Annotated in this window: 15 protein-coding genes and 1 pseudogene; all 16 read right to left on the bottom strand. The window is 32.4% G+C overall.

Annotation, left to right across the window (positions count from 1 at the left end):
* Positions 1-259: 259 nt before the first annotated feature.
* Positions 260-2,623: a hypothetical protein gene (locus QZU75_RS11410; RefSeq protein ID WP_296883857.1), complete on the bottom strand. Its 2,364-nt coding sequence runs from the start codon at positions 2,621-2,623 to the stop codon at positions 260-262.
* Between the two features lie 202 nt (positions 2,624-2,825).
* Entirely contained in the window at positions 2,826-5,015 is a 2,190-nt protein-coding gene (locus tag QZU75_RS11405) for a transglutaminase domain-containing protein (protein WP_296883856.1), read from the bottom strand.
* Between the two features lie 412 nt (positions 5,016-5,427).
* Positions 5,428-6,393, bottom strand: coding sequence for an RNA-guided pseudouridylation complex pseudouridine synthase subunit Cbf5 (locus QZU75_RS11400; RefSeq protein ID WP_296883855.1), 966 nt, complete (start codon positions 6,391-6,393; stop codon positions 5,428-5,430).
* Positions 6,394-6,451: 58 nt separating this feature from the next.
* Positions 6,452-6,673 (bottom strand): 50S ribosomal protein L14e, encoded by a 222-nt coding sequence (locus tag QZU75_RS11395; RefSeq protein ID WP_296883854.1) that lies wholly within the window; start codon positions 6,671-6,673, stop codon positions 6,452-6,454.
* Positions 6,674-7,195 carry a (d)CMP kinase gene (cmk, locus tag QZU75_RS11390; protein ID WP_296883852.1) on the bottom strand — a complete coding sequence of 174 codons (522 nt, stop codon included), beginning with the start codon at positions 7,193-7,195 and terminating at the stop codon, positions 6,674-6,676.
* On the bottom strand, positions 7,195-7,461 hold the full coding sequence (locus tag QZU75_RS11385) for a 50S ribosomal protein L34e (RefSeq protein ID WP_292746777.1): 267 nt from the start codon (positions 7,459-7,461) through the stop codon (positions 7,195-7,197). The genes cmk and QZU75_RS11385 overlap by 1 nt, the downstream gene beginning before the upstream one ends.
* Positions 7,462-7,581: 120 nt before the next feature.
* Positions 7,582-8,160 (bottom strand): DUF106 domain-containing protein, encoded by a 579-nt coding sequence (locus tag QZU75_RS11380; RefSeq protein ID WP_296883850.1) that lies wholly within the window; start codon positions 8,158-8,160, stop codon positions 7,582-7,584.
* Between the two features lie 12 nt (positions 8,161-8,172).
* Positions 8,173-8,733, bottom strand: a complete 561-nt coding sequence (locus QZU75_RS11375; protein WP_296883849.1) for an adenylate kinase — start codon at positions 8,731-8,733, stop codon at positions 8,173-8,175.
* Positions 8,734-8,774: 41 nt separating this feature from the next.
* Positions 8,775-10,133: a preprotein translocase subunit SecY gene (gene secY / locus QZU75_RS11370; protein WP_296883848.1), complete on the bottom strand. Its 1,359-nt coding sequence runs from the start codon at positions 10,131-10,133 to the stop codon at positions 8,775-8,777.
* A gap of 31 nt (positions 10,134-10,164) precedes the next feature.
* Positions 10,165-10,602, bottom strand: a complete 438-nt coding sequence (locus QZU75_RS11365) for an uL15m family ribosomal protein (protein WP_296883847.1) — start codon at positions 10,600-10,602, stop codon at positions 10,165-10,167.
* Between the two features lie 15 nt (positions 10,603-10,617).
* The gene (rpmD, locus tag QZU75_RS11360) at positions 10,618-11,076 is read right to left on the bottom strand and encodes a 50S ribosomal protein L30 (protein ID WP_296883846.1); all 459 of its coding nucleotides are present in this window, start codon (positions 11,074-11,076) and stop codon (positions 10,618-10,620) included.
* Between the two features lie 11 nt (positions 11,077-11,087).
* Positions 11,088-11,729: a 30S ribosomal protein S5 gene (gene rpsE / locus QZU75_RS11355; RefSeq protein ID WP_296883844.1), complete on the bottom strand. Its 642-nt coding sequence runs from the start codon at positions 11,727-11,729 to the stop codon at positions 11,088-11,090.
* A 2-nt stretch (positions 11,730-11,731) separates the two neighbouring features.
* Complete coding sequence (locus QZU75_RS11350) at positions 11,732-12,313, bottom strand: 50S ribosomal protein L18 (RefSeq protein ID WP_296883843.1); 582 nt, start codon at positions 12,311-12,313, stop codon at positions 11,732-11,734.
* A gap of 2 nt (positions 12,314-12,315) precedes the next feature.
* A complete protein-coding gene (locus QZU75_RS11345; RefSeq protein ID WP_296883841.1) occupies positions 12,316-12,723 on the bottom strand; it encodes a 50S ribosomal protein L19e in 408 nt (135 codons plus the stop codon).
* Between the two features lie 136 nt (positions 12,724-12,859).
* Positions 12,860-13,189, bottom strand: coding sequence for a 50S ribosomal protein L32e (locus QZU75_RS11340; RefSeq protein ID WP_292784715.1), 330 nt, complete (start codon positions 13,187-13,189; stop codon positions 12,860-12,862).
* Positions 13,190-13,203: 14 nt separating this feature from the next.
* A pseudogene (gene rpl6p, locus QZU75_RS11335) lies at positions 13,204-13,314 on the bottom strand (50S ribosomal protein L6); the annotation flags it as partial.

The raw sequence follows: 13,314 nt of genomic DNA, 5'->3' as shown, positions 1-13,314 counted from the left end.
AATTTAAATTAAAGAAAAATTAGAACGAATTTTCATCGAAGTGAAACTTCAACTGTAAAAAATTTAAAATCAAATAAGCCTATAAAATTTTACAGACTCCTTTTTTTAAAAAATTATATTAAGAGATATATACAGTAGCTTAAATAATACTGAAATTCTAATTTAAAATCAAGCAAATGAAAAAAAAGACATCATAATTTTTGATTAAACTTATGAACTATGAAAATAATTAAAGCTAATTAAAAAATAATTAATGAGATTATTTAACCGAAATCTTAACTTTCTTAATAACTGCATTATAAATATTATTTCCAGCATATTTGACTTCTGCAGTGTAAGTTCCTTTTTTAGTTAATTTGGTCAGTTTGAAAATAGCTTGCCCTTTTGAGTTTGTTTTAGCTGAATATGTTTTACCATTGACTTTAACTGTAACTTTCATATTTTTCATTACAACATTTTTATTGGTTTTTAAAGTAACAGTGTATTTTTTAGTTTTATCCTTTACTTTAAGGGTAGCTTTAGCGGCGGTTAATTTCGGAGTCACTTTTTTAACAGTGATTTTTGCAGTAGCAGATGACTTGATATAATTTGAATCTCCAGGGAAATTAATAACCACATCATAAGTCTTAGGTGTCAAAGTTTTTGTCGGAACCATTACCTGACCATTATCATCAGTTAAATAACTTTTAGTAACTCCATTAAGAGTTATTGAAATTTTGGCATATTTAATAACTGTTCCAACAGAATCATGTAAATTTACAATCAAAACTTTACCTGCACCATAATCAGTAGTTAAATTAGCTGCATAAATAAATGAAGATTTCATTATTGTTATTGAAATTTTAACAGGATCTACTTCATAGCAATTATCATCAATGCTGATTTGGGCTTTGTATTTGCCGGCAGGCAGATTAACAAACCAGTTATATCCAACTTCAGATTTATAAGTTCCAATAACTTGATTTTTAGAATTGTAAATTTTTATTGTTGCATTAACACCAGTGACAGGATAACTAGGATTATCATACATTTTGATATTTATATCTCCACCAAAACCTACAATACCACTATAATCTGATACAAATAATGTGTATACAGGCAAGTTTCCTTCAAACTCTGAGTCTGCAACGAAAGCATTAAATTTAGCCCCACCTGTGATTTTTGCAACATTTCTTTTAAATACACAATTTGATGCTGAACTGGCCTCTGAAGTAGAACCAGAAAGTGCACCACCGTATTTTGCATTATTACCTTCAAATAGAGACACTCTGACTGAACATCTATATGCTGCACCACCATACTCTACTGCAACATTATCATAAAATGTACATCCGGTGACATCAGTTAAAGCAATAGCTCCACCGTTTTTAGCAGAATTATACCTGAAAAAGGAATCTTCTGCACCTCCTTCATAAATAGCCCCACCATCATTAACTGCAGTATTGTAAAAGAATTTACAAGTATCCGAGTGAGAATTAAACATTGCTCCACCATTAGTTGCTGAATTATTGGTGAATAAACAATTTTTAGCAGAGTTCTGATACATTGCCCCACCATTTTTTGCAGTATTTCCCGTGAAGTTACAATTTACTGCATAAGCCTCCATTAAAGCACCACCGACATTAGTTGCGTAATTATATTCAAATAGACAGTTATTTACAGATCCAGTGTGCATTGCACCTCCCTGAACAGCATGATTTTGCCGGAATATCGAATCAAATACAGTATAACCGTAAACCGCTCCACCATCATCCGAAGCAGTGTTTCCTATGAAAATACAATTTTGAGCAGAGTTAGACCCTCCTCCAATGGCTCCTGCATGAGTGGCAGAATTATTTATAAAAGTACAATCAACAACATAGGTATTAAATGCTGCTCCAGAATATCCCTCCGCATAGTTTCTAAGAAACGTACATTGGCTAGCGGAACTTCCCATCATTGCTCCACCTTGTTTATGAGCAGTATTATCCATAAATGAGGAAGATGTAGCATAAACATCGTATATTGCACCACCCTCATTTGCAACATTATTCTTGAAAGTACATTTATCCGCACTACCTTTATATATTGCTCCACCACGGTTTTCTGCAGTGTTGCCGTCAAAAATACAATTAGTCGCATATCCTCCTTGTATAGCTCCACCATATAAAGAAGCATGGTTATTAGTAAAATTACAATTTGTAACTGCAAAATTGGAACCAAGTATTGCAGATCCACTCTCAGAATGGGCATTGATAAAATTAATATTATTGAAATTTACATAATTGGTTACATCAAAAATTCTGGCCTTAAAGTTACCGTCAATTGAATAACCATCACCATAAAGATTAATAGACCTGGAAATAGGAATTCCATTTACAAAATTAGAATCCGAAATTGGATTATACTTGTAATTTCCTTTCAGACGGATCGTCCAATCAGTATTATCATTAATTAATGAATTTAAATCTGAAAATGAAAGTTCACTGGAAGATAAAATTTCACTATCGCCGATACTATCAGTTAGATTAACATCTTGACTACTAATAGTACCATTCATCAGATTATCTTCTTCTGCATAAGCTGCAGACATAATCAAAAAGGATACAAACAATATTGAAAGCAATACCTTTTTATTTAGCAAACTTTTATCCTCCATAAATTTTATAATGATATTTATTTTTATAAATGATAATATATATCATTTTTGTTTATAATATGACGAATAAAACCTAAATTATTAAAAAATTAATAGAAATACTGTGAAAATAAAAATTAGAAAAAATTAAGTTAATAATGAATATAAAAAGATTTGCTTAGATTATATTTGCATTAAAAAAATAGAGTTAAAATGGAAGGCTTGAATACTTTCCATTTATTCTAACATTATTGTTATTCCAGTTAGTTATTTTTCCCAAATCATTACCAGAATTAATCGGATCGCCGACAACCCATGTTTTACCGATTAAAACCTGAGTCCAAACATGCCCGAAGGTACCGTCACTGAATACGCATTTTCCATGAACATATCTTGCCTGTAAACCTGCAGTTCTATACATAGAAATTAACAGGTGCGCCTGATCAACGCAATTTGCACGTTTAGAATTTAATGTACCGGTAGCGCCCTTTTTAGTATCGTAATAATAACTGTAGACTACATTATCCCTTACATAATTAAATATGGCTTTTGCCTTGTCAACAACACTAGTTAAACCACTAGTCAATGAATTTACCAACGATTTAATCTTTGCAGTTCCAACAGGGCAATTACTTGATGAGCGAAGATATGCACTGGATGAAGCAGCATTTTTTTCATTCAGTCCATTTCGGAATTTGGAAAGTTCGACATTTACTGATTGAGAAGTTGAACTATCAGCATAATCATTATTGCCTCTGAATTTAACCAGAACATTATATTTGCCTAATGGAACATCTGTTATGAATTTTGCATAACCATTTGATGAAGTAATCTCATAATATGTTTGAGAATCAATGATTAATTCAACAGTTTGGCCGGAGATAGGTTTACCATTCGAATCCGTCAAGAGAACTTTAAATGTTTGTGAAGAATCCTTATAAGAGGTTCCACATTTCCAACTAAGTTTAGTATCGGTTCTTTTAAAAACATGTATTTCACAGGAACCCGAAGTTCCGTTTACTTTAGAATCATCCGGTGTTTTATAGTTGACAGTATAATTGCCCACTTTGAGATTAATAGGCAAATATGCAATTCCATTATTATCCGTAGAAGTGGTGTAAGTTGTGCTTCCAACAGTGAAAGTCACCGCCTTATTTGCTAAAAGAACACCTCCTGCAGTATAAGCCACCTTAAACTGAGTGCCTGCACCCTGACCGAAATCTTTTATACCTCTTACCGTTAGTTCCGTGCGGGTAGTTTGAAGTATTGTAAGAGAGTTTGTTGAATAAGCTGATTTAAAAAACTTATTTCCAGCAAAGGAATATCCAACTGTGTAATGACCTTTATCTAATGATGCCATACTAAGATATATCATTCCATCACTATCAGTTTTTTTGGAATAGGTCTTTCCATTGATTGTAATTTTAATGATTTTTCCAGATTTTGAATCATCACCCAGACCAGTTGAGAATTTTACTTTAATTTCTTTTTTATCTCCAGGAATGAATGTATATGAATAAGTGGTTAATTTAGTAGAAGCAATGCTATAAATTTTAACACTAAATGATTTTGTTAAACCATCCTTATTATAACAAACAGCCTTATATGTGCCGGGTTTAAGATTATTTAGAGATAAACTTACTTTTCCTTTGGAATTTGTTTTTATTTTATAGGTTTTGCCATTAATTTTAACCTTAACATATTGATTGGTTAAATCCTTTCCATTACTTTTAAAGAATTTTACTTTAAACCGTTTACTGTCTCCTGAAACTTTCTTAAAGTCAGATGAACTAATAGTTGATAAAATTTTAAAAGTAGTGATTAGTTTATAACCTGTAATCGGGTCATTTGCAACTATTTTATAAGTACCAGGTTTTAAATCTACAGACAAACTTACCAAACCTTTACTGTTAGTTTTTTTCGAATATGACTTTCCATTAACAGATATGGTAACCTGCCTATTTTTTAAGGGATTTCCCTGACTGTCAAAGAATGTTGCACTGTATTGTGTAGATCCCTTATAGTATTTGGTAATGTCCTTTGCAGCAATTGTAGGCAATATTTTTATAGGTGATGTAAGGTTATTGCTGGCCTCATATGAATCATCTCCTGCAAAATAAACCATAGATGTATATGTGCCGGGATTTAAATCTAAATTGACACTTGCTATACCATTACTGTCAGTTGTGGCAATATATTCCTGATTGTTTATAATAAAATTAACTTTTTTATTGGATAATGCAGAACTGCTATTTGAATCCTTTAAAATTATATTAAAAGAGCCTTTATAATAAATAGAGTTTTTCTGTGATGTCAATTCCGTTTGATTTTTACTGTTTTCACCCAAATTAGTGAAATCATTATTATTAGAGATAATATCAGAATCAGAAGCATCCAAATCATAAGACTGAATTTTATCTTCTAGTTGAATTAATGTATCCGAATAAGAATGGAGAGGTGTAGAATTTGTGAGATTAACCTCGCTTGCTTGAATAGCACTAATTGAACAAAGCAGAATTAATGCAAAAAACAGAGATAGTAGAATTTTTTTGTTAAAAATAATTTGCCTCCTTTAAACAATTTTAAATTAAAATTTATTATTGTCTTTAATACATATATAATTATCGAATGGAATGATTAAAAAAAAACAGTTATTTGTAATTTCCCACATATTTTGTGGAAATTATTAATCAATACCCCCTTAAAAAAAAAAGACAATCATTTTTAAAAAACAACAAAACATGAAAATAAAAATTAAAAACTCAAAAATTAATGTAAAATTAATCTTATCTACAGTAAAGAATGGAAATTTACTTCCAGAATCTTGGATAAGTATCAGGTTTCATGAATACTTTAGAAACATTTACTGCAAAGCCTGAATCTGCATCTAATATTTCATTACTATTTAATAATGAATTTCCTGAAGCAACCAATTCTCCTTTTAATGTTTCAATAGCAACTATATCATTTTTTTGAATATTATCAGCCAGTGAAGCAATTCCACCGCAGGCAAGGTCTGCACCATGACATATTGCATCAACAGCAGAATCTTTAATTACAATTTTTGGCAAATAATCCGCTGCCCTTTCCATTGGCATGATGGCATCACGTAAAAAGGATTCATCTCCGTCTTCAATCCAGAAATGATATGCATCGGTTACATCCTGAAGGGTTACCAAATTATTTTTTTCAGTGAATGAACCCACTTGAGTTCTTCTAAGTTCTGCCATGTGCGCTCCAACACCTAAGGCTTCACCAATATTATGACAGTATGTTCTGACATAGGTTCCGGCTTCACAGCCTATCCTGAATAAAACATCCCTTCCTTCAATTTCATAAATAGTTGAATAATAAATATTACGTGTTCTAAGTTCACGTTTTACTGCTGATTTAACTGGAGGTAACTGAAAAATTTTACCTGTAAATTCAGCAAATACTTCACGAATTTTATCTTCCGCAACATCATGATGGAATGTTAGCAAACAAACATACTCTTTAGGAGCGGTTAAAAGAAGTTGAATAGCACGGGTTGCATCATCTAAACCTACCGGTAAAATTCCAGTAACTTTAGGATCTAATGTTCCCCCATGTCCTGATTTTTCTAATGGTAAAATTCGTTTAATCCATGAGTCAATTTCATGAGAAGTTGGACCGGATGGTTTATCTAAATTAATAACCCCTTTAGAAATATAATCCCTGATTTCACGTTCTTCAGGTTTGCAGCCAAAATCGGGATTTGTAAAACTTTTGGATTTTGTAACCATCTCAAATTTCATGAAAAAAACCTTAAAATATTAAAAAAAATAGTAAATAATGAATAAATTAATTATTCATTTATAAGTCAGCTAAAGCTGCTTTGATAGATTCAATATCGCCAGAAACATCGATAGAATCTTCAGTTGGTTCTAAGTGTGCAATATTACATCTTCTGTTTTTTACTGCTTCACCAACTACTTCTACATAGTTTTCGTCGATAACTTCAACAATAGCGCATTTTTCGCCTGCTTCTCTACCAGCAATTTTAACACATACTCTTCCTACTTCGATTGATGCCATTTATATCACCTTTAATGTTTGAATAATGATTTCTGATACTTCTTCAGGATTGAAAGTACCAGTATTTATAATTATGTCATAGACATCCATATTTGAAATATCAATATTATGGATTTCCATGTATCTTAAGGCTTCACTTTTTTCACGAGTAATAATCTCTTTTTTAGCCACTTCAACAGATTTGTTCTCTCTATCAGATATCCTTTTTGAACGTACATCAAAAGGAGTGACCAGACTAATTTTCAAATCAGCATTATCTACAAAAAAGGCAGATAATCTTCCTTCAATTATAAGGTTTTCTGCTTCTTTGGCTTTTAAAGCTTGCCTTTTATCAATTTCTTTATCAATATCATCATTACCTTCAGCAAACTCACTAAACTCAAGAACACTCATTCCTTTTTCAGCAGCCATTTCTCTAAAAACAAATCCTGCAGAAATATATGGAATGTCCAATTTTTCACTGAGAAGTTCAGCAGTGGTTGTTGTTCCGGTTCCAGCTAATCCGCCTATAGTAATAATCATTATTTTCTAGCCTCGTTTTTGAAATGTTTACGAGCACAGCTTGAACATAAGTACCCACCAAATGGACGGTTAGGTCTTTTAGCTGTTTTTGATAATTTTCCAATTTCATATGGACGTCCGCGAGGAACTCCATGTAACACTTTACCACATTCAGCACATACATGCTTGGATGGTTTTTTCTTTTTGTATCTTAAAACATTTTCTCCGCCGGGAGTGTTTTTATGAACTCTTTTATATGATCTTGATCTAAACCTATTAGCAGGCATTTAATCACCTATAAATTTAATTTTTAATAAATATTTAATAATTGTGTAATAGCGTATTCAATATAGAATATTATACTATTTCTTTCTTATCATTAATAAATGTATGTTTAATGGTCGATTTTAGAACCCTTGTTTGAATCCTAAGAATTTTCTTAATATCTGACTCATTCCAAAAGTACAAATCATATACCATAACAACCAACCAATACCATATGGAATTGTTGCTTTACCACCATAAATGACACTTCCTATTGCATGCCAAAGAGGTGTTAATGTAACCCAATATACAGTAGTTGGTAAAATTATTACTAAATCATGGATAGCTGATGATCTCATCCAAAAGAATATCAGAATAATCGGAACAAAAGTTACAATCATAGGTTTGAACTGATTAGTCATCATTGCAGTTTGGTCACCCATCATTTCAGTTTGCTGAGCCTGAAGTCTAGCAACTTCTTTTCCATCACCTTTTTTCTGAGCTTCACGCAATTCACTTTGGAATTTTTTCATTTTAGCCTGTTGTTCATTAAGTTGATCTTGGTCAACTAAATATTTGTTAGCAATTGTAGTAATTAATGATACGATAAATGCAATAATCAAAACTGTTAAAGCTGGATTTGCAGGATTAGGATCCATTGCAAGAATCGGGTTGAAAATAGCATTCAATGCACCATTAAGCATTCCCATTATATCAACCATAATTTTGCCCCTTTATAAATTTAATACATCTACTAATTTGGAAACTGAAGAATCTAAATGATTATCGTGGTTATATAATATTTTAACAGTAGCGCCTGTTAAAGTAGCATAAGCCATAGAAGTAGCTCTGTTCATTTCTTGATGTAATTGAATATCCTTTGCTTTTTGGGTATCCCTAACACGAGTATCATCATTTAATCTTCTGAAAATAATCTCATCAGGATCAGCTTCAATTAAAATGAAAAGATCAGGTTTTAACTCTTCTAAAACCCAAATTGGAAGTCCTGGTAAAAAACCAGACGGAGTATTTATGGTACAATGAGTATCCACAATAACATTGTCCTTTTCAGATCTTTGTTTAATTTCTTTAGCTGCTTTAGCTTGAATTTCCTTTTGAATTTCAGCTGATAATTTTCTTAAAGCATCTCTATCTTGAACTATATTTTCTTTGATAGCAATTTCAGTCATTATGTCTCCATAATTTAAATGTACATAATCGACACTGTCTAAAGCTTTACCAAGTAAAGTTGAACTTCCAGAACCTGGAATCCCTGTTAATACTACTAATTTCATTTTAATCCCTCACCTTTTTTAAAAGATAAAGCTTAGGAGAATTAATCTCCTAAGAATTTTCTAAGAAGTGGATTTGAGGACATCAGTTGTTCCTCTGCCATTTCTTCATAAAGTTTATGAACAATACCTACAGTAAGCAATACACCAGTACCTCCACCTAAAGCACCGGTTAAATCTGCAAGGAAAGCAATAAGACCTACATATATACCACTGATAAGGGTAAGTGCAGGAATATATTTTTTCAAAATTTTATATAATTGACGTTTACTACTTCTAAAACCAGGTATTTGAATACCTGAATTATAAAGCTGCTCTGAAATCTTTTTAGCATTTAATCCACTAATTTCAACCCATAGATATGAGAATAACATACAGAATCCAATAAAGAATATTGCATATATTAAAACGTGAAGAGGTTCTGTAATAAACATGTGTAATTTAGGGGTTGATAATAACCATGCGATACCATCAACAGGTTTACCTGCTTCAATGTGGCCTAAAATAGGTACGCCAACTTTTTGGAAAATATTTGCAAAAAGGGTTACGTTTACAAGCAATGCACTGGTCAAAATAACCGGCATGTTACTGGAGTAAACGAATTTTAATGGATATTTACCAACTGATCCTCTGATTCTACCGTGACCTCTTACACTTCCGTGGGAAATTGGAATTTCCACTCTCATAGATTCACCATAAAGAACAACTAAAAATACAATAATAGTTGCGATTAATGGAATTAAAATACTGAAGTCGTATACACCGGTAGAAGCTAATTGAATGAATTTTGGAATGATTCCAGCAAATAAACCATCGGTTCCTTGTAAAATACTGAATGAACCTACAACAATTTGTTGACAAACACCTGCAGCAATGAACAAACCGATACCACTACCGAATCCCCATTTAGAAACAACTTCATCCAGATAGATTATCACTAATGCACCAATAACCAATTGTAGAATCAAAAGTGCAGTATATGAACCATCAATAGGTGTTAAATTTCCGGTCAATACTAAAACTGCAGCTTCAAACAAAGTAAAGATAATAGATAAAACCTTTTGTGTAGCTTGAAAATGAGATTTATCCTTATGAGAAGATAAATCTAAATCCAAAAGATTAGAACCTACTAACAATTGAAGTACAATTGAAGCAGTAACAATAGGACCAATCCCTAATGTAAGAATTGAACCAAAACTTCCAGCCATAACAGCCCTTACTTGAGCAAATTGATCTATTGCTCCAGGAGCTAAACCGTATAATGGTATTAATGTTAAAAAGTAATATAATACTAAAACTAGAGCAGTCCATTTAAGTTTTTCATTGAAGTCTTCTCTGTGAACCGGAGATTTGACTTCTGGAACAACTTTAAATATTGGCTCTAATACTTCTAGTGATGACATTTTCTTCCCCGATAATAAAAGATAAAGAAAGCTATAATTCTATAGCTTCTCCTCCTAATTCTTCAATTTTTTCAATGGCACCTGCAGAAAATTGAGGTGCTGAAATTTTAAAAGTTTTAGTGATACTTCCTTTAGCTAAAACTTTATCATAACCTAATTCAGTTACATCGATAACAATAGCATCTCCTTCTTTAGAAGCTTTTCCACTTGCAATTAAATTATCTGCTTGTTCTTCTAAATAACTTAAATTAACTGAATTAACTTTTTTAATCATTTTTTGAGGTCTTTTGAACCCATGTTTACCGAAGTGGTCTGGGTCGTGGATTACAGTCCAGGTCCAATGTTGTTTACCCATACCTGCTTTACCTTTTCCACCTTTGTTACCTGCACCTCTACGTTTTTTGGTACAGCCTCCTCCGTTGGATCTAGAACCTCTTTGTTTGTTAATTTTACGTTTTGTTCTAATCATAATATTCACCCGAGTTTAAAGCATTCTTTTTGCAAGGTCGTTGATTTTTTCTCCCCTGTAACCTAAAGATCCACCTTCTTTTACAGATAAACGGATATCTTCATATCCTTTTCTTGGAGGGTGTAAACGGAATACAGGTTTAATACCTACATCAGCTAATTTGACATCAGAATTAATTAAAGCTTTAGCTAATTCTGGAATATCGTTGTAGTCAGTATTTTCTGCAACATATTCATCAGTAACTTTAACATTACCTGGAAGTCTGCCTCTTTTAGCAATCATTGCAGCTAAAAGGTCTGCGTCAACTTCTCCCCAAGTGATGTAATCCTTAGCTTTTTGAAGCATACCTTCGTAACTAGGATTTTCTTCAACTAATACTGCATGGCTGATTCTGTTAAGTCTTAACATATCTAAAGTGTCAGCAATATTTTGAATGACACCAGTAGTTCCTCTAACTCTAATAACTAAAAACATATAATCACCAATTAGTAGTTAACTCCCATCTTTTTAAGGTCTTCTTGACTAGCTTTAACATTACTTAATTCTTTTAAAGCATTGAATACTGCATTAGCAAAGTTAACAGTAGTTTGGGTTTGTCCGAAAGTTTGAGACCATACATCGTGGATACCAGCAAGTTTTAAGATAGTTTTACCTACATCTCCAACTACTAAACCTACACCTGCAGGAGCTGGCATTAAAGTAACACTTACACTACTGGATTTACCTTGTACTTTGAATGGTACAGTGTGTTCTCTTCCACAAACACAACCCCAATCTCCACAACCTCTTCTTACTTTAATAATGTTGTATTTAGCGTTGTCTACAGCTTTCCTAATAGCAGGACCAACTTCTTTTGCTTTACCTTGGCCTAATCCTACGTATCCATCTTTGTTACCTACAGCAACAATTACTCTGAAATTAACTTTTCTACCAGATTTGTGCATCCTTTGAACTAAGTTAACATCCATTACTTCTTCTTCTAAATCTGGAATTAAGGCATCAACTATTTCTAATTCCATAATTGGAAGACCTTTTTCAAAAATTTCATCGATATCTGTAATGGTTCCATCTTTAACTAATCTACCCATTTTAGTTTTAGGTTCCCATTCATCAATATTAAAACTCATAGTTATACCTCAGCCTCATCAATATTATTTTTAGTTTCTTCAAAGTTTTCAGGTAAATCTGTTGGATTGAGACCTCTTTCTAAATACTTTGAGAATTTTGCTGCAACTTCTTCAGCGTTTAAAGATTCAGCATAATTTGCGACATGTTCTCCTCTGATACGTTCATCTTCAGGGAAAATGAAATCACCGTGAGGAACTTCTAAACCTGCATCAACAGCACCTTTTAATGCTGCGAAAATTTTAGATCCTTTAATTGGAGATTTTAATCCAATATCTAAAATTGCGTATTCAACACCTTTAGCTAAAGCTCTTTTAGCACAGAGGTATCCTGTTAAATAAAATGCAGATAAGTTTCCGGAATGTCCTTTGTATCCGAATCCTGATAATTGTTTACTTACTGCAGAAGCAATAGTGATATCTCCTTCAGGAGCATAATCAATAACTTGAACAGTTGCGTGAGCGTTAGATACTCTAACAACTAAACGAGATTTTTCATAATCGACTAATTTAATTCTAGCTCCGTAATCTGTTTTACCTTCTCTTCTTCTTCTGAAAGCTACTTTATAGTTAGTTCCTTGAGCCATGTTTAGTCATCTCCTTTAATTAAATCATGGTCACGGGCATAGTTTCTCATGTAAGATTTACTTCTAAATGCGCCACCCTTAGCCATTTTGTATAATTTACGGTAGGTTGTAGCATCGATTACTTCTTCTTCACGCATTTCTTTAAGATCTTTTCTTAAAGCTCTGATGGTTGTCATCCATGCTTTTTTCTTAGGTGTACGTGCTTTTTTAGCCCCTTTAATACTACCTCTACCTTTTCTTTTTCCTTTTGCTTTTTGTTCTTTAATTTTTTTAGATCTGTAGCTACTATTACCTTTTTCTCTAGTAATTGCCATAGATACTTCTTCTAATCTTTCTGGATCAATCCATACACGATTAAGACCTACTTTGAGTATACTAGCAGCTAATCTTCTTTGAGTTGTAAGATTCATGTATATAATCCTCCATTCAGCATAGCTGATAAATTTAGATAATATCTAAATTCCCTTTTTTTATCTTTATAATTTAAAAAGTCAAATCAATTCAAATATAAACCCCGGAACTGATTGACTTATAAATATGAATAATTTATTTGTTTAAAACTTTAATTCCGAGTTCTGATGCTTTTTCTAACATCAAAGCTTTTTTCCTTTTACCGATAGAAGCACTTATTCTTGCAGCATCAGTAGCTGGGTCTAAGTCTTCTAATTCTTTTAAATTGTGAACAAGAACATCGTTGTACCCTGAAGGGTGTAAGTCCCTTATAGCTCTAGGGGTTCTGTAACCAATAGCTGGCATGTCAGGTTTTCCTGCTTCATATCTTCTCATTTTACTGGTTTTACCTCTAGGGCGTCTCCATTTGATTCCAAGTTTTTTATAACGAGCATATTCTTGTCTTTTAAATCTTTTGTTAGCCATTTAAATCACCAAATTTATTCTTTGCTAGTTAAGTATATTCCGTCTTGGAATACTCTAGGATCTCTTCCTTTAATTTTAGTTGCTTGTTCTAAGTTAGCCATAGTTTGACCAACATGTTCCTTATT

The sequence above is a fragment of the uncultured Methanobrevibacter sp. genome (assembly GCF_902764455.1).
In the GTDB taxonomy this organism is placed as follows: Archaea; Methanobacteriota; Methanobacteria; order Methanobacteriales; family Methanobacteriaceae; genus Methanocatella.
Note: the sequence above shows the minus strand (reverse complement) of the source record. Positions and strands in the feature narration are given on the sequence as shown.